The sequence below is a fragment of the Bordetella muralis genome (assembly GCF_054781015.1).
Map to the genome: position 1 here is coordinate 1164424 of NZ_BAAGVF010000006.1, position 24752 is coordinate 1189175.

The following is a 24752-nucleotide window of genomic DNA, read 5'->3' on the forward strand; positions in this document are numbered from 1 at the left end:
CGGCCTACTTGCTTTTCCTGATCTCGGACACCAATCGGGTTCGCGCCAGTCTGCCTGCCGCCGCGCGATTCGATCCCTGCCAATATTCAGCGTCGACATTCTGTATGCGAGTCGCTGTGCTGAGCATGTGATGAAAGGCCGCGGCTCTGGCCGCCTCGATATCGCGCCGCTCGATGGCGGCACGTATTGCCTCGTGTTCGTTACGCACCTGATCGGCCAATTGTTCCTGGCGCGCTTCGTTGCCACGCGTCACGCGGATAGCGTCTTTCAGCGCGCGGGTCAGCATCCCCAACAGTTCCGGATAATGCGGATTGCCGGTCGCCTGCGCGATCGCGATATGAAACGCCAGATCCTCCTCCACCCCGTCGCCGTTTTTGGCGACAGCGTGATGGATCTCCGCCAGTGCCTGATTGATGCGCGCCATATCTTGGTCGCTGCGCCGCTCGGCGGCCAATGCGGCCATTTCTGCCTCCAGGCCGCGACGCAACTCGATGATGCGCAACACCCCGCGCGCGGGATCCTCGTCGGGCGTGCCCAGCCGAAACACATCGCTGGACGCCGGATCCAGCACCACCGTGCCGCTGCCCTGACGCGTGTCCACCAAGCCCGCGGATTTCAGGCGCGAAATCGCCTCCCGGATCACGGTGCGGCTCACGCCATACTGCTCCATCATGAATTTTTCCGTGGGCAGCCTGGCATTGACGGGGTACGCACCACGCCGGATTTCCTGCGCCAGCATATCCGTCAGCTGATCGGATAGCGTCCTTTCATGGGGTGTTTTTTTTTCTGGCATGGCTGGGGTAACGGATTCCCTCTTGACAAATTTGTCGTACAAATTGATAGTACCAAAAAACAGACAAAGGAGGCATTGCAGGCAATGACAGTTACTGCGACCAAACCCAAGGCATATCTATGCCGCCGTTTTCCGAAAGCGGTCGAAGCCGCTTTGCGCGGGCGCTATGAGCTTCAGGTCAATACGGACGACAGCATTTTGCGGCCGGACCAGATCGCGCAATCCGCGCAAGGATCCGAAATCCTGTTTGCCAGCGCGACCGAGCAAATCAACGCAGACGTGCTGCGCCAACTGGCCCCGACGCTGCGTTACGTCGCCACACTGTCCGTGGGGTACAACCACATCGATATGGCGACGGCCCAGGCATTGGGAATTGGCGTCCTGCATACGCCCGACGTGTTGAGCGACGCGTGCGCAGAGATCGCCATGATGTTGATGCTCAATGCCTGCCGCCGCGGATACGAAGCCGATCGTATGGTCCGTACCGGCCGCTGGCCCGGATGGAGCCCCACCCAACTATTGGGCCTGGGCCTCAAAGGCAGGCGGGTGCTGGTTTTCGGCATGGGCCGCATCGGCAGGGAAATCGCCACCCGGGCGCGCGCCTTTGGCATGGAAATCCATTACCACAATCGCCGCCCGCTCTCCGACGATCTGGCACATGGCGCGATCTACCACGCGGACTTTGACGATGGGCTGCGCAATGCCGACGTACTGGTCATTGCCGCACCTGGCTCGCCCGAACTGAAAGGCGTCATCAATGCCGAACGCATTGCGCAACTGCCCCCAAACGCCGTAGTGATCAACATTTCACGCGGCGAACTGGTGGACGACGATGCCCTGATCCAGGCCTTGTCCTCAGGCAAGCTTTTTGCTGCGGGTCTGGACGTGTACGCCAACGAACCGAATATCGACCCACGATATCGTGAATTGGACAACGTGTTTCTGTCTCCGCACATCGGCAGCGCCACACACGAAACCCGTGACGCCATGGGATGGCTGCTGATCAACGGCCTGGACGCCCTGTACCAAGGCACGACTCCCGACAACTTGCTCAGCCCACGCTGAGATGCCCTTTTTTCATGAGGTTTACGATGAATTTGCAACGACCTTCACTATTTCGCCAACAATGCTACGTCGGAGGAAAATGGATCGATGCCTCCGGCGGCAAGACCATTGACGTCACCAACCCCGCTGACGGCTCCACGCTCGGCACCGTCCCCTCGCTGACGCAACAGGACGTACGGCAAGCAGTCGAGGCGGCAAACAAGGCACTGCCCGCATGGCGATCCATGGCTGCCAAGCAACGTTCACAGTTGATCCGCCGCTGGTTCGACTTGTGCATGGCGAACCAGGAAGACCTGGCCACGCTGTTGACCCTGGAACAAGGCAAACCGCTGAAAGAATCGCGTGGCGAGATTGCCTACGGCTCGTCGTTCCTGGAATGGTTCGCAGAAGAAGCCAAACGCATTTATGGCGACATTATTCCCGCCGCCTCGGCCGATCGCCGTATCGTCGTGATCAAACAGCCTGTCGGGGTCGTCGCCGCCATTACGCCGTGGAATTTCCCCAATGCGATGATCACGCGCAAAGCCGGCGCAGCGCTGGCTGCGGGCTGCACCATCGTCATCAAACCGGCAACGGCAACGCCCTATTCCGCCCTGGCACTGGCTGAATTGGCAGAAGAAGCAGGCATTCCCGCAGGGGTGCTGAACGTCGTGACGGGCAACTCTGGCACGGTCGGTGGTGAACTCACCGGCAACCCATTGGTGCGCAAACTGTCCTTTACCGGATCGACCAGCGTCGGAAAACTGCTGATGGAGCAATGCGCCGGCACCGTCAAAAAGGTCTCGATGGAGCTCGGCGGCAATGCGCCATTCATCGTGTTCGATGACGCAGATCTGGACTTGGCCGTGGCCGGTGCCATGGCGTCCAAATTCCGTAACGCTGGCCAGACCTGCGTCTGCGCCAACCGTATTTTCGTGCAGGACGGCATTTACGATGCCTTCGCCGAGCGCCTGAAACAGGCAGTGCTGGCACTGAAAGTCGGTGACGGCCTGCAAGACAGCATCGACCTGGGCCCGCTGATCGACCAGGCCGCCGTCGAGAAGGTCCAGGAACACGTGGACGATGCCATCGCAGGCGGTGCCACCGCCTTGACCGGCGGCCGCGCCCATGCGTTGGGAGGCCTGTTCTATGAGCCATCGATTCTGTTGAACGTCTCGCGAGACGCCAAGCTCATGCAGGAAGAAACCTTCGGTCCGGTTGCACCGCTCATCCGATTCAGCACGGAACAAGAAGTCATCGACCTCGCCAACGACACGCCGTTTGGCCTGGCTTCCTATTTCTATACGTCGGACTATAGCCGCGCATGGCGCGTCTCCGAGGCGCTTGAAACCGGCATCGTAGGTTTGAACGAAGGCATCATCTCGACCGAGCTGGCCCCGTTTGGCGGCATCAAGGAATCCGGCGTCGGCCGCGAAGGCTCCAAATACGGCGTCGATGATTATGTCGAAATCAAATACATCTGCGCGGGCGGCCTGGGCAAGGTCTGAGCGTTGCTCCAACACCTGAGCAGAACTCGACTCACACTGCACATAGAACCCGCATACCACTCAAACCCGACGAGGCTCGCAGCCTGATGGCTGCGCCTCCTTCCTCCCCGGCATTCCTGCCGGGGATTCCCGGAGCAATGAATGACATCCAATAAACCGCAAATTGGCCTGATTGGCGCCGGCCTGATGGGATCGGGCATCGCCGCCAGCCTGCTGCGCAACGGTTTCCCACTGACCATCCTCGAACATCCGGGCAACCAGCCGCTGGACAAACTGCTTGCGGCCGGCGCAAAAACGCTGCCGAAGGCATCCGCACTGGCCGCCGAGGCGGACATCCTGATCATCTGCGTCACGGGCTCACCTCAGGTCGAGGCCGTACTGTTTGACGCAGACGGCGCGTTGCAAGGCCTGCGTCCCGGCAGCACGGTGATCGATTGCTCGACCGCGATCCCCTCTTCCACACGCAAAATCGCTCAAGCGGTCCAGGAGGCGGGCTGCGCGTTCCTGGACGCCCCAATGACGCGCACGCCCAAAGAAGCCGCGGAGGGCCGATTGAACTTGATCGTCGGCGGCGACAAGAACGTCTTTGAAAAATGCCTGCCCGTGCTGCAGAGCTACGCCGAAAACATCGCCTACGCAGGCGGTGTGGGCAGCGGCCATCAGATGAAATTGCTGCACAACTACGTGTCACTCGGATTTTCCGCCGTCCTGGCCGAGGCAGCCGCCTGCGCGCGTCAGGCGGGGACCGATCCGAAAGTGTTCTGCGACATCCTGGCCGCCGGCGGCGGTGGCGGCGTGGTGCTCAATCGACTGCGCCCCTACATCGAGTCGGAAGACTCATCGGGTTTCGTGTTCTCTATTTCCAACGCGTTGAAGGACATGGGCTACTACTGCACCATGGCTGAAGAACAGGATTCGCATAACGCGCTGGCCAGCGGTGTCAAACGGCTGTACGAGCAGGCCGCGGAGACGGGCTTGAGCCAATCGCCCGTGCCTACCCTCGTCAGCTATTTGGCAACATCGCCGACAGGCACGGCGAAATAGTCACGACGTTCTACTGCAGGTCCCGACAGGTCTGATTGACGTACCCTGGCTGATGGCGCTATCAAGCCTGCAGCCAGGGATACCCCGATCATGCCGTCAACAATCAAAACGACATCAACGAGGAGACAATATGAAAATTACCCGCATTACTGCGATCCCCATTTCCTACCGCTTGCCTGAAGGCAAAACGGTGACGATGGGCGTAGGCAGCACCTTGAAACGCGACGCCATCATCGTGCGCGTCGAAACGTCCGAAGGCATCACCGGATACGGCGAATCGCATCCGGGACGCAGTCCCAGCGCGATCGTCAGCCACATCCACAACACCTTGTCACCCTTGCTGGTCGGCATGTCCGCTACCGATGTCGTCGGTGCATGGCAACGCATACACCGCATGCAGTTCTCGAGCCACGGCCTGGGCGCGGGTGCTGCCCTGGCGCTGTCCGGTATCGACATGGCCCTGTGGGACATCCGCGGCAAGGCGGCCAACATGCCTCTATACGAACTGCTCGGCGGCTCGCGCAAACGCCTGCCTGCGTATGCCGGCGGGATCGCATTGGGTTATCAGGCCCCGGAAACGCTTGCCGAAGAAGCACTGTCATACATCGAGCAAGGCTATCGCGCGGTCAAACTGCGCATCGGCGATACGGTGAAAGACGACATTGCCCGCTGCGTACACGTCAGAAAAATGGTGGGCGACGAGATCGATATCCTGACCGACGCGAACACCGCGTACACCATTGCCCAGGCGCGCCGCGTATTACCAGCATTGGCCGACATTCAGGCAGGCTGGCTGGAAGAGCCCTTTGCCTGCAACGATTTTGCGTCCTATCGCGAGGCCGCCAAGATCACGCCGCTGGTTCCCTTGGCCGCAGGAGAGAACCATTTCATGCGGTTCGAGTTCGCCCAGATGCTGGAGGCAGGCGCCGTCCAGGTGTGGCAACCGGACCTGTCCAAGACGGGCGGTATCACCGAGTCGGTACGGATCGCCGCGATGGCATCGGCCTTCCGTATCCCCATCAACGCGCATAGTTCAGCAACAGGGTTGAACCATGCCGCGACCTTGCATTTTCTCGCGGCGACCGAAAACGCGGGATATTTCGAGGCCTGCGTTTCTCACTTCAACCCATTCCGGGACATGTTCGGACCGACGTTCACCATCGGCAAGGATGGCTGCGTCGAGCCGCCCACGGGTCCGGGCCTGGGCGTAGAAGTCGACGAATCCCTGTTCGACAAATTCCCCATGGTTGACGGCCCCGGCTATGTAGTGAAGTTCTGAATCAGCAACACCGGACGGGCATATCGCCCGTCCATTGCAGCACCAAGGCACAGCCATGCCAGTCCGCACGACTGACTGTGCTGAATGACGATCGATCCACAACAACATCAACGGAGACAGATCGCCGAAGCGCTGCATAGCAGTTGGATGCGAAGGCAAATACAGGCTGGATCTGACGCTGCACCCCTATCCCATCCTGCCTTCGTCACACCGCTATGCCAGCTCCAAAGGCGGTCAGATAACACATCATGACGATTGGAAAACTGAGTGTAATGCTGGGCAGCCTGAGCCTGATCATCGCCGCTGCCGTCGCGCCAGCGGCCCAAGCCGCGTCGCCTTATCCCAACCAACCCGTACGCATTGTCGTTCCCTATACGCCAGGAGGATTCAACGACACGCTTGCCCGGACCGCGAGCGAGTATCTGACCAAGGCATGGAAGCAATCTGTCATTGTCGAGAATAAACCCGGGGGGAATACCCTGATTGGCAATACATTCGTCGCAGAATCCAAGCCGGACGGCTATACCCTGCTGATCACGCCGTTGCCGTTTTCGGCCCTGCCCGGACTGTATCGAGACAAGATGAAATACAACGCGCTCAAAGATTTTGAGCCCATCATCTGGGCAGGCAGCACACAGAATATCCTGACGGTACGCGCCGACTCCCCGTTCAAAGACGTCAAATCGCTCATCGCATACGCCAAGGCCAATCCCGGCAAACTCAATTACGGATCAACGGGTTCCGGTTCGTCGAACCATCTCTCCATGGAGCTCTTTCTGGAATTGACCGGCACCAAGATGTCGCACATTCCCTATAAAGGCAGTGCTCCAGCGGTCACGGCGTTATTGGCTGGGGACATCGACGTGTTGTTTGATAACTTGCCGAACGTTTATCCCAACATCACGGCAGGCAAATTGACCGCGCTCGCAGCGACTGGCGCCAAGCGCCCGGCATTGTTGCCCAACATTCCCACCGTTGTCGAAGCAGGCGTTCCTGGATACGAAGTCAACGTCTGGTTCGGCATGCAAGCACCGGCCGGCACCCCCGCTGACATCGTGCAGAAGATCAACGCCGACATGGTGAAGATGCTGCATGAAAAGGATGTCGTCGATCGATTCGGCAAACAGGGCGTTGAAATTGTCGCGAGCACGCCAGCGGAATTCAAAACGCTGGTCCATGACGAGGTCAAGAAATGGACGGGGGTCATCGACCGGGCCGGGATCAAAATCGAATAATCCGCCGGGACGATTACCCTACAAATAGCTGAATATCGCACCTGACGTGGCGGTCTACAATAACGGCCTTTGACCGCCACGTCGGCGATCGTTTAGCAGCTTATCTCCAATGTCCCGCTACACCCGATTTTTGCCCGACCGCTTTACCCTCCTCCTTGTTACGACCGTCCTGCTTGCCAGTCTGCTTCCCGCCCATGGCCAGGGTTTGGTGGCATTTGACTGGATCACCAATCTAGCAATCGCACTGCTATTTTTCCTGCATGGCGCACGTCTGTCGCGCGAGGCCATTATTGCAGGCGTCATGCATTGGCGGCTGCATCTGACAGTCTTTTCGGCGACGTTCATCATGTTCCCGATCCTGGGGGTGGCGCTCAAACCGCTGTTGCAGCCATTGGTCACGCCAGAGCTCTATACCGGCATCCTGTTCCTATGCTGCCTGCCCGCGACGGTGCAGTCCGCGATCGCCTTCACGTCGATGGCCCGGGGTAATGTGCCCGCTGCGGTCTGCAGCGCGTCGGCATCCAGCCTGTTGGGCATTTTCCTCACGCCGCTGTTGGCGGGCACTGTGGTGGTAGCCAGTGCGAGCGCACCGATTTCCTTTGATGCCGTGGGCCAGATCATGTTGCAGCTGTTGCTGCCGTTTATCCTGGGCCAGATCATGCGCCGCTGGATCGGTGCGTGGGTACACAAACGCAAGGCGTTGCTGAAATTCGTGGACCAGGGTTCGATTTTGCTGGTGGTATATACGGCTTTTTCAGAAGCGGTCAACGAAGGGCTCTGGCATAACACCCCCGCGCCTGCCTTGGTCGGCCTGGTATTTTCCTGCGCCGTATTGCTGGCCTTGGCATTGCTGGGATGCGTGATTCTGGGCAAGATCTTCAAATTCAATATCGAAGACCGCATCACGCTATTATTCGGCGGCTCAAAGAAAAGCCTGGCTAGCGGAATTCCCATGGCGCAGGTCATTTTTGCAGGACAGGCAGTGGGAGCCATTGTGCTGCCATTGATGTTGTTTCATCAGATTCAACTGATGGTTTGCGCGATGCTGGCTAGCCGATTTGCCAAGCGGCCGCATGGGAGCGCGAAGGCGCGGACGAGGTGAGCGACGCGGTGTCCGGCGCCCGCGCGCCGGACCGACTTTGTGAAGCCCGGCCGGGCCGATTGCCTCGGCTCGACGACCAACAGAACCTCTACTCCGTCATCTACTCCGCAGCCATCAACTTCCGCCACCCCTCCCACCCCAGCCCCCTCAACGTAGCAATATTCTTCTCATAAATCTCCGCCGCATCCTCAAACGCCTCCACGGCACGATCGATACTATCCTCTCGCAAGATATGCAAAACAGGATAAGGCGACCGATTGGTACAGTTCTCAACATCATCCGGCTCAGTCTCCGCGAACTGAAAATCCGGATGAAACGTCGCCACCTGCAGTTCCCCCACCAACCGCATACGCTTGAGCAGCCGATCGGAATAATCCTCAAAATCGTTGAACTCATAAAAATCGTTCAACGCATCCGGCACAATCAACAACGTCGTGTCGGTTTGATCTGGATCCGTCTCGGACAACAACAATAGTTCGCTTTCCAAGTCCGTCAGCACGCCCTCCGCATCCGTAGCGTCACTGACCGCATAGCGAACTTGGTTTTTCACCTGCACAGCTTTGGCAAAGGGACACAGGTTCAGGCCGATCACGGCCCGTTCCACCCAGAGACGAGTTTCGTCGATGATGCGCTGATAAGCGCCGTCGATATGAATCATAGGAATGTACTCAATCGCCAGACATCAAACCGGCAACGCCGCCATGATTTGCGCCACTGACGCCGTCAGGCGTTTACCGTATGGCACATGCAGGAACTCGTTGGGACCGTGCGCGTTGGAGCGTGGCCCCAACACGCCGCAGACCATGAACTGAGCTTTGGGAAAACCCTCTTGCAGCAGACTCATCAGAGGAATCGTGCCACCCTGCCCGATATAGCCGCAAGGTGCGTCGTAATACTGGCGCGATGCCGCGTCCAGCGCCTGGGTAAGCCAAGCCTCGGACTCAGGCGCATTCCAGCCCGTAGCGCCATGCTGGGCGTCGAAAATGACTTTCGCGTTATAGGGCGAGTCGGCCTCGAGCAACTGTTTGATTTCATCCGACGCCGCAGCGGCATCCACCAGCGGCGGCAAACGCAAGGATAGTTTGAACGACGTCCGCGGACGCAGCACATTCCCGGCGCTCATCAGCGGCGGCAAGCCCTCGGCACCGGTCACCGACAGCGTCGGACGCCAGGTGCGATTCAGCAAGGCTTCTTCGGGCTCGGTCGTCATCGGCAGGACGAAACTGCCGTCAGCGCCACAGCTCCAGGGAAAACGGCGCCAGACTTCATCACCCAGGATACGGGCAGTTTCCTTGACCTGCTCGCGGCGAGCCGTCGGAATCTCGCAATGCAGGCTCTGCGGTAACAGGCGCCCTGTGCCGCTATCCTCCAGGCGATCCAGCAAATGACGCAGAATGCGGAAACTCGAGGGTACGACACCGCTCGAATCGCCGGAGTGCACGCCTTCGTCCAGCACCTGGACCTCGAGCGTGCCGGCGACCATCCCGCGCAGCGACGTGGTCATCCACAATTGATCGTAGTTGCCGGCCCCGGAATCCAGACAGACCACCAATGCCACATTTCCCAGGCGGTCCCGCAGCGCGTCGACGTAGGGCAGCAAATCGTAGCTGCCCGACTCCTCACAGGTCTCCACGATACCCACACAGCGAGGGCGTGGAATGCCCTGCGCATCGAGCGCCATGATGGCCGTGATCGACGCATAGATGGCATAGCCGTCATCGGCGCCTCCGCGGCCATACAGTTTGCCGTCCTCGTATTTAGGCGTCCAGGGGCCCAAATCCGAACGCCAGCCCGAAAACTCAGGCTGCTTATCCAGGTGACCATACAACAGCACGGTGTCCCCGTTGTCGGCGCGCGTTGCTGGTGCATCGAAAAAGATCACAGGCGTACGCCCAGGCAAACGCACGACCTCCAGCTTCAGGCCAGCGACCTTGCGCGACTCGACCCACTGCGCCGCATCGCGCACGACGCGCTCAATGTAAGCATTTTTTTCCCAATCCGCGTCAAATGCCGGGCTCTTGGCGGGCACGGCGATGTAGTCGGTCAGGGCCGGGATGATTTCGTCGTCCCATTGGCGGTCCACAAACGCCTGCAGGGCGTCGGGGTCTAAGGTAGGCGGCAAAGCGTCGTCGGGAATGCGAGCGTTCATGGCGCAGATCCTGTACGAAAAAAGGGGTAAACCTGGATTTTATGCTATCGCCTATCATTAGCAACGATGTGAATGCCCGAACGTCAAGTCCGTCCATAGCGAGCTATGGCGCATAGCCCGGGTTACTGCCGACAAGCGCTTGCAGTGCAATAACTACAATTTGAGCCTAACAGCCAGTACGCCTTTTATGTCAAAAAAATTTCCTCCCATGAATCCTCTCCGTGCGTTCTACGTCGTAGCGCGCGCCAAGAGCTTGACCAAAGCGGCGAAAGAGCTTCATGTTGGTCAATCGGCCATCAGCAAGCAACTGGATGTACTGGAAAAGTATCTGGGCGTAAAACTGTTCCGCCGTGAACAACGAGGAATCAGCCTGACTCATATGGGGCAGGAATACGCCGATCGCATTATTCCGGCCTTTGAGCAGATATCTGGTGCAACCGACAGCCTGTTGGAACACGGCGATGACAACAAAATCCGGGTGCGTACCTACACGACCTTTGCCGCCAAATGGCTGATCCCCAGGCTCGAGGATTTTCACAAACAGCACCCGGACCTGTCGGTACTGATCACCAACTCGGTACACAATACCGATTTTGAAAAGGATCACATCGATTTCAGCATCCAGTTGGGAACGGGAGACCAGACAGACACCATAGCCGACCGCTTGTTCGACGACATCATCGAACCGGTATGCAGCCGCGATTTTTTGCAAAAGCATGCCCCGGAAGCACTCTACCCCCAAGCCCTGTTGCGCACACGACTGCTGGTTTCACACTATCGTCCAAAAGGTGAATGGGCCATGTGGGCGCAGGCATGCGCATACTCGTCGGAAATTTCCGATACGCCGCAAATGAACTTCAGCAGCTCGGTGCTGACCTGGCAAGCGGCCATGGACGGTCTAGGAATTGCCATAGGCCAAAAGGCCTTGATACTCGAAGACCTTCACGAAGGAAAACTGCTCGCGCCATTCAATCAACCCGTCAGAACCGGCCTTTCCTTTTATCTGCTGCGGCCCACAGTTCGACGAGAATCCCGGAAAACGGCCCTGTTCAGAGACTGGATCCTCGCACAGGCAGCGACGACCCAGTCTTTGTTGCCGGATTGTTAAAGGCTGTTTTCAGCGTTCAACGACATTGTCTTGTACATGACGGGATAGTAGTTGTCTGCATAGCCGGCATCGATCGCCTGCTGCAACTTCCTGGCCGTCACTGCCGTGAGTTCATTATCGACGTCCACAGAAGCAGATAGCCCCAGCGCCAGTTTCAGGTCTTTGAGCGCATAGGATGCCGAGAACATTTTCTCCGGGAACGTGTCTTTGGCCAGATAGTCTTCGCCGGTGAGCTTCAAAGCAAACGACGCTGCCGAACCCAGCCCCAGGGCCTGGGCCAACAGGTCCTTTGAAACCCCTGAGCGTTCCGATATCGCAAACGCGGCGGCTAATGCATGCACGGTGTTGATCAGGACCATATTGTTCATGGCCTTGACCACCTGTCCTGCACCTGTCGGGCCGCACAGCAAAACGTCGCTGCCCATACAGTCGAGATAGGGCTTCAACCGGTCGAATTGATCCTGCTGTGCGCCGACGGTGATCAATAGCGTTCCGCTTTTTGCGGCAGCACGGCTTCTTGCGACCGGCGCATCAATCAGGCTGACCCCACGCTCCTGCAGTGTAGAAGCCAGCGCGCGAACACGCTCGACCTCACTTGTGCTCATGTCGACAATCGTCTTCAAGGATCCGGAGTTCGCCAACAGCCCCTGCTCTCCAAGGCAGACCTGCTCCACTTCATTAATCGAAGGCAACGATAGAAAGACCGTATCCGCCCGGCTGGCTATTTCGGCTATGTTGCTTGCGATGACGCCAAAGGAGGACAAGGCATAAACGTTTTGCATGTCCAGGTCAGTGGCCAACACCTCGCATCCTGACTTCTGCGCGAGGTTCATACACATGCCGCCGCCCATCGCGCCCAAGCCGATAAACCCCAGGGTAGTCTTCATGCCAGTCCTCCTTGGCGCACGCACTTTACGCGCAGGAATTCCCGCAGGCCTTCGATTCCGCCTTCGGAGCCCAGGCCACTGTCCTTGTAGCCGCCAAATGGCGTTTCGGGCAGCGATGCCTGCAGCTCGTTGATGCAAACGACCCCGCTTTGGATTTCGTTGGCGAATCGATGAGCCAGCTTCATGTTCTCAGTAAATGCGTACGCAGCCAGACCAAATGGCAACGCATTCGCTTCGGCAATCGCCTCATCTGCGGTTTCTACCGGGATCAGCAGTGCTACGGGGCCGAAAGGCTCGATTCTGCAGACGTCCGCCTTTCTGTCATGAATAGCCAGTACCGTCGGTTGGTAGAAATAGCCGGGTCCTTCGATCGCCTTACCGCCCGTCAGCAGTTTGGCACCCGACTCCACCGCGTTATTGACCAATCGATCAATCGCATCCCGACGCCGTTTGTTTTTCAACGGGCCCATCGTTGAGTCGGGATCAAATGGATCCTTTACCCGCAGGCCGTTCGCGTGCCTGACAAACTGTTCGCAGAATTCGTCGTAGATTTCCCTTTGGATGAGAAATCTCGTAGGCGACGTGCATACTTGGCCCGCATTCCGGAATTTCGTTGCTACGCAGGCCCGGGCAACCTTCTCGATATCGACATCCTTCCAGATCACAACTGGCGCGTGCCCGCCAAGCTCCAGGGTAGCTTTTTTCATGTGCAACGCGGCTTTGGCACCGAGCTGCTTGCCCACGTCGGTGCCGCCCGTGAACGTAATCATGGAGACCAATGGCGATGTGCAAAGCTGATCGGCAATAAACGCAGGATCGCCGAACACCATGTTCACCGTACCAGCAGGCAATCCTGCCCGCTCGATGGCCTGCGCGATCAACAACGCGACTCCGATTGTCTCCTCAGACGGTTTCAACACAATGGTGCAACCTGCGGCCAGCGCGGCGCTGATCTTGCGAGCGGGCGTGATGGCTGGCGCGTTCCATCCCGAGAATGCACCCACGACACCATATGGCTCTAATTGCACCAACTGTTGTATGCCGGGCGCCCGGGCGGGAATCAGCCTGCCGTACAAGCGGCGCGCCTCTTCCGCCGACCACTCAAACATTTCGGCGGCGGTGTCCACTTCCTTCTGTGCCTCGGACAAGGGTTTTCCCAGCTCCGCCGAGATCTGGCGAGCCAGATTGTCTCGATCACGACGCATTTCGTTTGCCACATTGCGCAGCAATTCCGAGCGCCGCGTTACCCCGGTTTTGCGCCATGCATCAAACGCATCCTGCGCGCAGGCGATGGCTTGCTCTACGTCGCCTTGAGACGCGCCACGATATCGCCCCAGTTCCTGCCCGGTTCCCGGTGATACAACGGTCAATTCGGCATTATCAGTGCCGTCACGAAACTTGCCGCCAATATATTGTGAATACCGCATGCTGTAGGCTCCCAGATTACTCAATCACGATGTTCGCTTTCTTGATGATTCCTTCCCAACGGGCGGACTGATCCTTGATGCGCTCTCTGAGCTCATCCGGCGTGCTCGAAAAAGGATATTGGTCCAGTTTCAGAAGCTGCGCTTTTACCTCTGGATCAGACAGCACCTCGTTGACCGCCGTATTCAACGTAGTCACGACTTCCTGTGGCAAACCGGCCGGGCCCATCAGGCCGTTCCATGGCTCAGCCTCAAATCCCGGGACTTTTTTCTGTCCGATGATTTCGATATTCGGAGCACCTTTGTCGGGGGACGAACTCGCCGACGCCAGAATCCGGAGCTTTCCTGCTTCAGCCTGAGGCAGCGCGACAATCCCCGCCAGCAATGCATAGTCTATCCGTCCGGCAATCAGGTCGGGGATCGCCGCCGAATCGCCCTTGTAAGGAGCGTGCAAGGCGTTGATCTTCGTCTCATCCTTCAGCCACTCGCCGGCCAGATGATTGACGGCCCCTGTGCCGGCGGAGGCGTAGGTCAGCCGATTGTTCTTGTCACGGCCATAAGCGATCAGATCGTCAAAGGTCTTGAACTTCGAATTTGCCGGTACTACCAGGTAATACGGATAACTGGCCACCAGCGCGATGGACGTGAAATCTTTCAGCGCGTCATACTGGATACCCTTCTGGACGTACGGGACGATGGACAGCGTGCTGCTACTGCCGAGCATCAGCGTATAACCATCCGGCTTGGCTTTCTTCAAAAGATTGGCAGCGACGACGCCACTGGCTCCGACCTTGTTTTCAACGACAAATGTCTGCCCGAGCTTTTGGCTGAGCTTGTCCGCCAACAAACGACCGACCATATCGGTGGGCCCGCCGGCAGAAAAACCAATGTAGAGCGTAACGGGCTTTTCCGGGTACGCGGCAGCATGAGCGATAGACGACATACTGAGCGCAGCGGCACCTGCGCAAGCAGCAGCAAGGCTGAGTATGGCACGGCGATTGATGGCCACAAAAGTCTCCTGATTCATTGTTGATTTATTGACGAGACGCACCATTGTTTCAGTGCAATTTCGCCGCAGTCTATCAATCAAGCGCTGCGGCCTGGGCTCACTTTTCGTCTGCCAAATATGCCTTTTTGGACTATCAGCAACCTGCTCTCCGGAGGACCCATTACGCCAGACGATTGATATTCCTTAAAGGACTATCAAGGGGACAAAAAGTCCCCGCAAGGTGCGATCGAACGTCGATACACTTTGCGCGTTAAACAGGAGGCATCATGAATATAGGGTTTGTCGGCTTGGGCAGAATGGGATTTTCGTTGGCACGTTCATTGGTCAACAAAGGCGAAAAAGTCTGCGTTTTTGACCTGAATGAGGACGCCGCCAAGAAGCTGGAGGCGCAAGGCGCCCAACGTGCCCGCACTGTGGCTGACCTGTGCACACAATCTGACATCGTGTTTACGATGCTGCCAGGGCCGAAGCAAGTAAAAGAAGTCGCGCTGGGCGCAGAAGGGATCATCAATCACATCCCCCATGGCGCGATATATATCGATATGAGCACCGTCGATGTGGATACAGTCGACATGCTTTCGCAGGCGTTCACCGCAAAGGGAATCGCATTCGGCGATGCACCAGTCGGCAGGCTGGCCATGCATGCCGACACGGGAGAGTCCCTCTTCATGCTCGGCATTGACGGTGAGCATCTCCCGCAGGTCGAACCCGTGCTGTACAAGATGGGCACCACCGTCTATCACTGCGGCGGCGCGGGAACGGGCACTCGCACCAAGCTCATCAATAACATGATGGTCCTGTGCTATTGCCAGATCAACTCCGAGGCCCTGGTCCTGGCCCAGTCGTTGGGACTGGATCTGAACAATACGTTCAATGTGCTGACCAGCACTACCGCCAGCAACGGACAGTTAAAACAAAAATGGCCTGAAAAAGTCTTGAAAGGCGATCTCTCGCCCGGCTTTGATCTCGCGCTAGGCTACAAAGACATTTCCTTGGCCTCCAACGCCGGGGCATCGAGCCAGATAGCACTACCGGTATGCGACACCACCAAGAATATCTTCCGCATGGCGCTAGCCGCAGGAAAGGCGGGCCAAGACACCTCATGCCTCACTGATTTCTGGGCCGAAGTAAACAACTGCGCCAAGCCGCGGTTGAGTTAAGCACTACCAAACATCAAAACAATAAGCACAAAACTTTTGTAGCGCGAGCCAAACCTGGACCCCGCGCCGACACGGAGGAGACAGCACATGCCTGCCAACAAACGATTGCCTTTAGCCAGCCTGCTCGTCGTATTAGGGGCTACGTCCGCCGCAGCGTCTGCAGCGATTTCCGATGATGTCGTGAAAATCGCCGTCCTCACGGATCTGTCGGGCGCCTACTCGGGCAACGTGGGACCCGGCTCAGTGCTGGCCACGAAGCTGGCCATCGCCGAGTTCGGCGGGAAAGTGCTCGGGAAACCGATCGAACTGGTCGTCGCCGACCATATGAACAAGGTCGATATCGGCTCGGCCAAGGCCCGGGAATGGCTGGATCAAGACAAGGTGGATGTCATCACCGAATTGGGCAACAGCGCCGTGGCGCTAGCCGTAATGAATATCGCGGAGAACAAACAACGCATGACGATGGTGACCGGAGCCGGTGCAACCCGAATCACCAGCGAAGAATGCAAGCCCACCAATGTACAGTGGGTATACGACACCTATGCCCTCGCAAAGGTGGGCACGATGCCGCTGGTCGAGTCGGGTACGAAGAGCTGGTATTTCATTACCGCCGATTATGCGTTCGGCCACTCATTGGAAAATGATGGTTCCCGGTTTATCAAAGAGGCCGGAGGCAAGGTCCTGGGCTCGTCCAGATACCCTTTTCCGGGGTCTGATTTTGCGTCTTACCTGCTTTCCGCTCAATCCAGCGGCGCCCAAGGTGTCGCTCTGGCGAGCGCAGGCGCGGATCTGCAGAACGAAATCAAACAGGCCAACGAATTCGGGCTGACAGAATCGCAGAAAATCGTCGCCATGCTGATGAGCATCACCGACGTTCACGGTGTGGGCTTGGATGCCGCCAAGAACATGAACTTCGCCGAGACCTTCTATTGGAATCTCGACGATGAATCAAGAACATTTTCCCGGAAGTTCTATAAAGAATTCGGCAAAATGCCGACGGCATTGCAAGCGGGCCAGTACTCGGCCGTTCTCAATTATTTAAGAGCTGTCGAAAAATCAGGCAGCGACAACGTGACAGACGTCATGAAAACCCTGCAGGATATGCCAATCCACGATGCCTTTGCCAGAAACGCCCGGCTCAGGAAAGATGGCAAGCTGCTGCATGACCTGTATCTCGTTTCAATCAAATCGCCAGCGGACTCTAAAGAGCCCTGGGACTACTACAACATCGTAAAAACGGTCGGCGGCGAGCAGGCATTCATGCCGCCCTCTGAAAGCAAATGCCCTTTGCTCAAGAACTGATAGACCCGGCCACGATCCGCTCGTCGCCAAGCAATATCCTGCCATAGGCGGCGACGGCAGCGAGATTTACTGCCTGCACCAGGATCCGGCCTAGTACGCCACAGATAGCGCTACACAGAGATTCTCGAACAGAATCCATGAGGAGAACAACAGTGATCGATATCCAGGAGTCGCTGGCTCAGTTACCAGAACGATTCAACAAGAAACTCTATTTTGTACAGCATGCAAAACGGCTGAACACCCGTTTCTTGCTAATGTCGGGTGACGCCAGTTATCGCATTCAGATTGTGGAAGGCAAGGTAGCCGCGGTCCAGACGGGACCTTTCATCATGGGCGAGTGGGACTTTTGCATTCGAGCGGACGAGGACACGTGGCAGGCATTCTGGTCACCTCATCCCCCGCCCGGATATCACGACGTCATGGCGCTGTCCAAGGCGCGCAGAATGTCGATTCAAGGAAACATCTACCCATTCATGTCGAACCTGCTTTATTTCAAGGAACTGCTGTCAACCGTCCGGATCCCGGGAGCAACGAAATGAGCACCTCTGGCGTTGAAATCGAACCCATCATCGGCCGATATCTCCGAATCACGCTCAACGGCAAGCCGCATCGGATTTATTTCGAAGAGGCGGGAGCAGGCATTCCCCTGCTCTGCCTTCATACCGCAGGTTCCGATACCCGCCAATATCGGGCGCTCATGAACGAGGCGCAGGTCACGCAGCGATTCAGAGTGATCTGTTTCGACCTGCCATGGCATGGCAAATCCTCCCCTCCCGCCGGTTGGCACGAAGAACGCTACCAACTCGGGTCGAAAGAGTATGCAGGCATCATTCTAGCCGTCGCGAATGCACTCTCGCTGGATCGGCCGGTGGTCATGGGATGCTCGATCGGCGGCCGGATTGTGCTGCACCTGGCCTTGCACCATGCGAAAAACTTCCGGGGCCTGATCGGCCTGCAATCCGGGGCTCACGTCGATCCCTACTACGATCTGGACTGGCTGCATCGCCCCGATGTCCACGGCGGCGAGATGTGTGCCGGCATCGTTTCCGGGCTCGTCGGCCCATCCAGTCCCACAGAACATCGATGGGAAACGCTTTGGCACTACATGCAAAGCGGACCCGGTGTTTTCAAGGGCGATCTGCATTTCTACACGGCCGATGGCGACATTCGAAAGGACCTGACCCTGATCAATACGCAGGACTGTCCTTTATGGCTGCTGACGGGTGAGTACGATTACTCATGCACACCCGAAGACACTGCGTTGTTGGGGAAATCCATACCAGGTTCAAAGTGGCAAATCATGACAGGCATGGGCCATTTCCCCATGAGCGAGGATCCGGAGCGATTCTTGAGTTACCTGTTACCGGTTCTCGACGAAATCGTCTGAAGGGATTAGCGCGGAGCCTCCGTGATGCACCATCTTGTGCGTCACGGCCCTTCACATCTTTGCGATCCCCTGCGCGGTCAACAACGCCTAGACCTAGGGAAAACGTGATCCGTTGATCAGCAGATCGCTTTGACCCGTGTATTCGAATAAGATTGCGAGCATGCCACATCGAATGGAAATAGACACCCTATAAAAAGCATTCGTGGCCCCTATTCCACGGTGGCGGCTGACACGAGGTAGGAAACGGTCATTTCATCAATGCATGCTTCATGAACTCATTTTTTTGATAAGTACTGGAGACAAGCGTGAAAGTGAAAACAAAATCCCTGAAAGTCGGCGTCTTGGCAGCTCTGTGCGCATCTATATTGTCCACGTCAGCCATGGCAGACGTAAAGATCGGAGTCATCAATAGCCTATCCGGCAACTTCGCGGCATTCGGCCAGCGGTACAACACTGGCATGCAGGTCGCCCTGGAAGAAATCAATGCGAACGGCGGAATCAACGGCGAAAAAGTAGCGCTGATTATTCAGGATGATCGCTCGGAAGCGCAAAGCGCACTGGCAGCGGTCGAATCGCTGAATAAGCAACAGGTTCCATTGATCATCGGTTCTTATGCATCCGGCATTACCGGACCGATATCCAAGGTCGCCACTCGCCAGAAAATTCCGTTGATTGTGCTCGGCAGCGCTGACGATTCGATCACAAAGCCCGGATCGGATTGGGTATTCCGCGCAAAGCATAACTCTACGATTGTCGCAAAGGCCTATTTCGACTATTTCGACAACCTTCGTAAGAATAATCCCGAGATCAAGAAGATCGCGGTGATGTATGGCAATGGCGCGTGGCCTACGTCCATGAGTGAAGAAGGCATCCGTCAGGCAGAAAAGCGAGGCTACGAAATCGTCGGGAAACAAGCCTATGACCAAGGGACCACCGATTTCAGGCCGATTCTGAACAAGTTCCGGACCGCCAAACCGGATATCCTGCTCACCAGCTCGTATGCCGACGATGGCATCGCGATTGCCCGTCAGATCAAAGAAGTCGGGCTTAATACCAAGGTGGTAGCGATCGATACGGCGTCGTCCATGGTGAGCTTCATCCAACAAGTTGGAAATCCGTCAGAGAATATTGTCTCCGCCGTCAGCTGGAGCCCCGACGTCAAATACGAGGGCACGCCAGAGCTATACGAACGCCTCAAACAGAAAGCCAAAGAAGACCCCTCTTTTTATGAAGCGGAGGGCTATCTCGCTTTGACGGTTGCCGCAGACGCGCTGCGTAGAGCGAAATCCCTGGATCGGGATGCAGTACGGGACGCGCTGACAAAAACGGATCTGAAGACTCCCGTCACTGATGTCAAGTTCGAAAACTACGACGGCTTCAAGGGACAAAATCCCATCAAGAGCGTGATCATTCAAATTCAGAATGGCAAGCATGTGACCGTGTTCCCCGAGAATCTTGCTTCGCAGAAAGCACAACTCGCCAACTGATCAACAACAATAAAGAAGAAATGCCGCGTATTGGCTATACGCCAATATGCGGCGATGCCTGCCTGGCAGCTATCGCTGTCTAAATCTGATGGCCAATGTAGATCGGCCAAAGGTGCTCCATGATCGACTACGTTTCCTTTTTTCAGAATCTCTCAAACGGGATTTTGATCGGCGCTGTCTACGCCTTGATCGGCGTCGGACTTACGCTGGTTTTTGGTGTGATGAGAACGATCAATTTTGCGCATGGCGATTTTGTGGTTCTAGGCATGTACTTCGCCGTGACACTTAATTACGCGTTCGGATGGGACCCCTACTTGACCCTGATTCCCGCCATTCCATTGGGGTTTCTCGTTGGTGCGTTGATCCAGAAAGCCATATTGACGCGCGTCATTGATGCCAAACCGGAGACCATGATGTTGGCAACGCTTGGCCTCTCGCTTGTCATCGCCAACCTCTTGTTGCTGGCTTTCGGCGGCGAGCCCAAATCGGTCAACGTGCCGTATTCATCCAGCACGCTGACGTTAGGCCCCATCAATATTTCGGTAGTACTCCTTTTTGCGGGCCTGGCGACCCTGGCCGTCATTGTTGCGCTCTATCTCCTGCTAAATAAAACAGAGGTAGGCAGAGCCATCAAAGCAACGGCAGAGAACAGGCTAGGCGCAGAACTGATCGGGATCAACACAAAGAGAATTCAGGCCATCGTTTTTGGCTTGGGGATGGCGTTAGCCGTAACAGCCGGGGTCTCGTTGATTCCGCTGCTTTTCGCGTCTCCGGTGACTACCGGAGCGCTGTTCACACTAAAGGCGTTTGTCGTGACGGTGCTGGGTGGACTGGGAAATATTGGTGCCGCGATTATCGGCGGCGTACTACTGGGGATCGTGGAAGTAATGGGCGCGTCCTATCTCGACTCAGCTTATCGCGATGCGTATGGACTGTTGGCGTTCGTCGTCGTGCTATTGGTCAAACCCGAAGGCCTCTTTGGTAAATCGGTGAAAAGACTATGAACAAGAACTTCTTATTTCTTACCGGTCTCATTATCATCGCCGCCCTTTATCCCATCACGTCGTCGGCCTATATCACCGTTGGTATCTCGGTGCTGCTCTTTACCGGTTGGGCCACCTCATGGAATCTGCTCGGGGGCTGGGCCGGGCAACTCAGCCTGGGACACGCCAGCTTTGTCGGCATGGGAGCCTACTTCGTCGCCATTGGGTCAGCGCAATTCGGCTTGGCACCATGGTGGTCGATACTGATAGCGATGGCCGTGGCAGCCGTGATGGCCCTGATCTGGGGGAAGCTGACATTCGGCCTGCGAGGCCCCTATTTCAGCTTATCCACCATCGCTATTGCCGAGATTCTCAGACTCGTCGCGATCAATGAGAGCTGGCTGACCGGCGGTGCATCGGGCGTGTTCATCGATACTCTGCCGCAGCCATTTGGCGTGGACCTCTTCGATCAGAAAACCCAATACTATCTCGCCCTGCTCTACGCGGCGATCACGATAGCCGTGACGATATTCATTTCCAGCAGGCGCTTCGGTTATCAATTGAAGGCAGTCCGGGACAACGAAGAAGCCGCGATGGCAGCGGGGATCAATCCCAACGCCGTCAAGCTGAAAGCATTTGTCCTGTCCGGCACGATGACGGCTCTAGGTGGCGGGATCTATGGCATCTTCTTGTCATTCATAGAGCCCCACATCATTTTCAACCTGCTGTTTTCCATACAGATAGCGCTGACCGTGATCATCGGCGGGCGCGGCACCATCTGGGGGCCGGCCGTCGGCGCCGCCCTGCTGGTGATATCCGGGGAAATATTCAGAACGGCCTTTGCACAAGCCAATATGTTGGTTTATGGCGTGCTGATATTAGTCGTCATACTGGTTCTGCCACGCGGCGTGGTAGGCGAGTACGCCCACAAGCTGATCAGGAGACAATATGCAAACCGTGCTCAAGGCTGACAGCGTAACAGTGCAATTTGGCGGCCTGATCGCTGTCAATGACGTCTCGCTCTCGCTGGAAAAGGGCAAAATCCTTGGACTGATCGGGCCGAACGGAGCGGGGAAATCAACCCTGTTCAACGCCATGACCGGCTTTGCTCCCGTGCGCTCTGGCACTGTCTCGTTTCTGGGGCAAGACGTCACAAGGCTGCCACCCTATCTCAGAACAAGAAATGGCATGGGACGCACTTTTCAGACGGAGCGGCCATACGACGACCTGACCGTGCTCGAAAATGTACTGGTTGCGGCATTCCTGAAACATCCAAAACGCGAGAATGCCGAAAAGGTTGCGCTGTCCGCCTTGGAGAAAGTGGGCCTGCTCGATAGAGCGAACCAATTGTCGTCCGATCTGAATCTGGCGAGATTGCGACGGCTGGAGCTCGCTCGAGCCCTGGCGCTGGAGCCCCAGGTCCTGTTTCTGGATGAAATCATGGCGGGCCTGAATCCGCCGGCGCTAAAAGAGATGATCGAGTTCCTGCAAACGCTCACCACTACAGGCATGTCGATTGTCATGGTCGAACACATCATGGAGGCGATCATCCAACTCGCCGACCATGTGATTGTCCTGGCCAGTGGGAACAAGATCGCAGAAGGTTCCGCTACGGATGTCATTAACGACGCAAGAGTCATTGAAGCTTATCTGGGAACGGACTGATAAACATGAGCAACACAGATGAAGCCGTATTGAAAGTCGAGGGAGTCAGCCTCGGATACGGAACGCTGCAGGTCGTCTTTGACGTCTCTCTTGAAGTCAAAAAGAACGAATTGGTCGGCCTGGTCGGTGGCAATGGCAGCGGCAAATCGACCATCCTGCGTTCGGTGTCCGGCATGATCAAGCCATGGCACGGCAAGATTCTATTCAAGGGTGAGGAAATCGCCGGACTGGAACCTCACCAAATGGCGGAACGGGGCTTGGCCCACGTACCGATGGGCCGGCAGCTCTTTCCCAATCTGACCGTCAAGGACAATATCCTTCTAGGAGGATATCTTCCTCGTCTGCGAAAAAACAGAAACAGGAACCTGGATAAGGTTTTCGCCCTGTTTCCCGACATCAAGAAATTTGCCGATATGGCAGCAGGCGCCCTGTCCGGAGGGCAACAACAGATGGTTGCGATCGGCCGAGCGCTGATGCTCGAGCCCGATCTGCTGATCATGGACGAGCCGAGTCTGGGTCTATCGCCCTTGTACGTCAAACAGGTGATGCAGGCGATCCGTCAGATTGCCGATCTCGGTTTTCCTGTTTTGCTCGTCGAGCAAAACATCAAGCAAGTGCTTCAGTTCAGCCACCGTACTTATGTTCTGGAAAACGGCAAACTGGTGTTGGAGGGTGCCTCTTCTACGCTGGAGGGCCATCCCATGATTCGGAAAGCTTATTTAGGTCTATAGAGCAATACTCAAACGATTCGATTTTTCGGAGGCGAAAACAATGGATGATCTGCCGCTTGACCCATTTAACAAGGGCGGCCTGGAGGGCTTTGCAAGGGACTTCCGCGCAGGAAAGGTAAGCTCGGAAGCCGTCACGAAGATCTATCTCGAACGTATCCGGACAATAGATGCCAAGCTCGGATCATACGAGACCGTCGCTGCTGATAGAGCATTGGCCACTGCGCGGGCCATGGATTTGTTGATCCAATCGGGAACGGACCTGGGCCCCTTGATGGGGGTGCCTGTTGCGATCAAGGATGTCTTCGTTATCTCGCAGATGCCTGGTCCGAAAGTAGGCTCCAACATCGATCTACCCGATGTCATGGGATCCGAAGAAGGCACATTCATTAAAGCGCTCAGAAAGGCCGGCTGCGTGTTTCTGGGACAGACCAAGGCAGTGGAATTCTGCCTGGGCATCACCGGCCATTCCTCTCCCCGGGGCACTCCCTGGAACGCATCGGACATGGAGAACCATCGCGCACCAGGAGGCTCCAGCTCAGGCTCTGGTGTAGCCATCGCCGCAGGACTATGCGCATTTGCCATAGGCACGGATTCCGGCGGTTCGGTTCGCGTTCCTGCCGCTTTTAATGGCGTATTCGGCTTAAAGACGACCGCGGGTCTCTGGCCTGTCGATGGTGCATTTCCGTTGGATCCGAGGGTTGATTCCATCGGTCTATTGACGCGATCAGCCAAAGACGCGTTGCTGGCGTTTAACACCATATCGTCGATTCTGTTCGGCTGCGGGTATCAGCCTCGCCGATCGGGTGTCCGCCTGAATCGGCTATGCCTTGGCGTTCCTGAAAACCATTTCGGCGACAACGTCAATCCGCAGATCCGCAATGCCTTTCAAAAGACGAATCAGCATCTGCAGGAAAGAGGATGCCTGTTTGAAAATCTAGCCGTACCTGAGGCCCCCGAGCGCGCCGGCTATTTCCCCGTCTCGATGCCATCCGCCTTGCTGTCGATCCTGGGCAAAGACAATTTTCTCTCGCAAAAGCATCTGATGGATCCCGTTATTGCGAAGCGGATAGAGTCGGGGCTTGAGGTAAAAGCCTATGAATTCCTTGCACTTGAGGACAAAAGGACCGAGAGCAGGAAAGCCGTTGCCGACAGATTCATCGGATTTGATGCCTGGGTAAGCCCGACGACTGCAGACTTCGCGCCATTGGTGTCTGATCTGGAAGACCCTGAAAAAGGCATGACACTGGCCCTGGGCATGACGCAAAACACCCAGCCCGCCAACTATTTGGGGCTATGCGCCGTATCCCTGCCATTGCCTGTTGACGGCCTGCCCATCGGTTATCAATTAATGGCTGCTCCTGACGCCGATGAAAAACTGTTGGAAATAGCGGTCGAAGTCGAAGCATCGCTTGCTCAGCAAGCTTGATTTTTTGACGTTGAGCGGCAGCCCTTATC

At 56.7% G+C, this 24752-nt stretch carries 23 protein-coding genes; 17 read left to right on the forward strand and 6 right to left on the reverse strand.

Annotation, left to right across the window (positions count from 1 at the left end; translation table 11 throughout):
* Nucleotides 1–4: 4 nt before the first annotated feature.
* Nucleotides 5–793 carry a FadR/GntR family transcriptional regulator gene (locus ACYVIT_RS16290; protein ID WP_415805812.1) on the reverse strand — a complete coding sequence of 263 codons (789 nt, stop codon included), beginning with the start codon at nt 791–793 and terminating at the stop codon, nt 5–7.
* 84 nt (nt 794–877) lie between these two features.
* On the opposite strand from ACYVIT_RS16290, the gene ACYVIT_RS16295 reads away from it, so the two are divergent.
* The 6 genes from ACYVIT_RS16295 (at nt 878) to ACYVIT_RS16320 (ending at nt 8005) form a co-directional block, all read left to right on the forward strand.
* The gene (locus ACYVIT_RS16295) at nt 878–1858 is read left to right on the forward strand and encodes a 2-hydroxyacid dehydrogenase (RefSeq protein WP_415805813.1); all 981 of its coding nucleotides are present in this window, start codon (nt 878–880) and stop codon (nt 1856–1858) included.
* A gap of 26 nt (nt 1859–1884) precedes the next feature.
* Nucleotides 1885–3345 (forward strand): NAD-dependent succinate-semialdehyde dehydrogenase, encoded by a 1461-nt coding sequence (locus ACYVIT_RS16300; RefSeq protein ID WP_415805814.1) that lies wholly within the window; start codon nt 1885–1887, stop codon nt 3343–3345.
* Nucleotides 3346–3486: 141 nt separating this feature from the next.
* Entirely contained in the window at nt 3487–4389 is a 903-nt protein-coding gene (locus ACYVIT_RS16305; RefSeq protein WP_415805815.1) for an NAD(P)-dependent oxidoreductase, read from the forward strand.
* Between the two features lie 130 nt (nt 4390–4519).
* Nucleotides 4520–5668: a mandelate racemase/muconate lactonizing enzyme family protein gene (locus ACYVIT_RS16310; RefSeq protein WP_415805816.1), complete on the forward strand. Its 1149-nt coding sequence runs from the start codon at nt 4520–4522 to the stop codon at nt 5666–5668.
* 248 nt (nt 5669–5916) lie between these two features.
* Nucleotides 5917–6903 (forward strand): tripartite tricarboxylate transporter substrate binding protein, encoded by a 987-nt coding sequence (locus tag ACYVIT_RS16315; RefSeq protein WP_415805817.1) that lies wholly within the window; start codon nt 5917–5919, stop codon nt 6901–6903.
* A gap of 109 nt (nt 6904–7012) precedes the next feature.
* Nucleotides 7013–8005, forward strand: coding sequence for a bile acid:sodium symporter family protein (locus ACYVIT_RS16320; RefSeq protein WP_415805818.1), 993 nt, complete (start codon nt 7013–7015; stop codon nt 8003–8005).
* Between the two features lie 100 nt (nt 8006–8105).
* Here the strand turns inward: ACYVIT_RS16320 and ACYVIT_RS16325 are convergent, their stop codons facing one another.
* Both ACYVIT_RS16325 and ACYVIT_RS16330 read right to left on the reverse strand, forming a co-directional pair.
* Entirely contained in the window at nt 8106–8663 is a 558-nt protein-coding gene (locus ACYVIT_RS16325; RefSeq protein ID WP_415805819.1) for a DUF1415 domain-containing protein, read from the reverse strand.
* Between the two features lie 24 nt (nt 8664–8687).
* Nucleotides 8688–10154: a M20 family metallopeptidase gene (locus tag ACYVIT_RS16330; protein ID WP_415805821.1), complete on the reverse strand. Its 1467-nt coding sequence runs from the start codon at nt 10152–10154 to the stop codon at nt 8688–8690.
* A gap of 139 nt (nt 10155–10293) precedes the next feature.
* Here ACYVIT_RS16330 and ACYVIT_RS16335 point away from each other — a divergent pair, with 139 nt between their 5' ends.
* Complete coding sequence (locus ACYVIT_RS16335; protein ID WP_415805822.1) at nt 10294–11262, forward strand: LysR substrate-binding domain-containing protein; 969 nt, start codon at nt 10294–10296, stop codon at nt 11260–11262.
* On the opposite strand, the gene ACYVIT_RS16340 is transcribed toward ACYVIT_RS16335, so the two are convergent.
* The 3 genes from ACYVIT_RS16340 to ACYVIT_RS16350 are packed head-to-tail and all read right to left on the reverse strand — an operon-like array spanning nt 11259 to nt 14582.
* Complete coding sequence (locus tag ACYVIT_RS16340) at nt 11259–12149, reverse strand: NAD(P)-dependent oxidoreductase (protein ID WP_415805823.1); 891 nt, start codon at nt 12147–12149, stop codon at nt 11259–11261. The two genes, ACYVIT_RS16335 and ACYVIT_RS16340, sit on opposite strands and share 4 nt — an antisense overlap.
* Entirely contained in the window at nt 12146–13576 is a 1431-nt protein-coding gene (locus ACYVIT_RS16345) for an NAD-dependent succinate-semialdehyde dehydrogenase (RefSeq protein ID WP_415805824.1), read from the reverse strand. Before ACYVIT_RS16345 ends, ACYVIT_RS16340 begins: the two co-directional genes overlap by 4 nt.
* A 16-nt stretch (nt 13577–13592) precedes the next feature.
* Nucleotides 13593–14582, reverse strand: a complete 990-nt coding sequence (locus ACYVIT_RS16350; protein ID WP_415805825.1) for a Bug family tripartite tricarboxylate transporter substrate binding protein — start codon at nt 14580–14582, stop codon at nt 13593–13595.
* 266 nt (nt 14583–14848) lie between these two features.
* Between ACYVIT_RS16350 and ACYVIT_RS16355 the strand changes: the two genes are divergently transcribed.
* The 10 genes from ACYVIT_RS16355 (at nt 14849) to ACYVIT_RS16400 (ending at nt 24723) form a co-directional block, all read left to right on the forward strand.
* The gene (locus ACYVIT_RS16355) at nt 14849–15742 is read left to right on the forward strand and encodes an NAD(P)-dependent oxidoreductase (protein WP_415805826.1); all 894 of its coding nucleotides are present in this window, start codon (nt 14849–14851) and stop codon (nt 15740–15742) included.
* A gap of 87 nt (nt 15743–15829) precedes the next feature.
* Nucleotides 15830–17044 carry an ABC transporter substrate-binding protein gene (locus tag ACYVIT_RS16360; protein WP_415805827.1) on the forward strand — a complete coding sequence of 405 codons (1215 nt, stop codon included), beginning with the start codon at nt 15830–15832 and terminating at the stop codon, nt 17042–17044.
* Between the two features lie 152 nt (nt 17045–17196).
* Nucleotides 17197–17583, forward strand: coding sequence for a hypothetical protein (locus tag ACYVIT_RS16365; protein WP_415805828.1), 387 nt, complete (start codon nt 17197–17199; stop codon nt 17581–17583).
* Entirely contained in the window at nt 17580–18431 is an 852-nt protein-coding gene (locus ACYVIT_RS16370) for an alpha/beta fold hydrolase (RefSeq protein ID WP_415805829.1), read from the forward strand. Before ACYVIT_RS16365 ends, ACYVIT_RS16370 begins: the two co-directional genes overlap by 4 nt.
* 380 nt (nt 18432–18811) lie before the next feature.
* Nucleotides 18812–19918 (forward strand): ABC transporter substrate-binding protein, encoded by a 1107-nt coding sequence (locus tag ACYVIT_RS16375; RefSeq protein ID WP_415806029.1) that lies wholly within the window; start codon nt 18812–18814, stop codon nt 19916–19918.
* Between the two features lie 119 nt (nt 19919–20037).
* Complete coding sequence (locus tag ACYVIT_RS16380; protein WP_415805830.1) at nt 20038–20922, forward strand: branched-chain amino acid ABC transporter permease; 885 nt, start codon at nt 20038–20040, stop codon at nt 20920–20922.
* A complete protein-coding gene (locus ACYVIT_RS16385) occupies nt 20919–21872 on the forward strand; it encodes a branched-chain amino acid ABC transporter permease (RefSeq protein ID WP_415805831.1) in 954 nt (317 codons plus the stop codon). Before ACYVIT_RS16380 ends, ACYVIT_RS16385 begins: the two co-directional genes overlap by 4 nt.
* Complete coding sequence (locus tag ACYVIT_RS16390; protein WP_415805832.1) at nt 21850–22566, forward strand: ABC transporter ATP-binding protein; 717 nt, start codon at nt 21850–21852, stop codon at nt 22564–22566. The genes ACYVIT_RS16385 and ACYVIT_RS16390 overlap by 23 nt, the downstream gene beginning before the upstream one ends.
* 5 nt (nt 22567–22571) lie before the next feature.
* Complete coding sequence (locus tag ACYVIT_RS16395; RefSeq protein ID WP_415805833.1) at nt 22572–23297, forward strand: ABC transporter ATP-binding protein; 726 nt, start codon at nt 22572–22574, stop codon at nt 23295–23297.
* Nucleotides 23298–23337: 40 nt separating this feature from the next.
* Nucleotides 23338–24723 (forward strand): amidase, encoded by a 1386-nt coding sequence (locus tag ACYVIT_RS16400; protein WP_415805834.1) that lies wholly within the window; start codon nt 23338–23340, stop codon nt 24721–24723.
* Nucleotides 24724–24752: the final 29 nt, after the last annotated feature.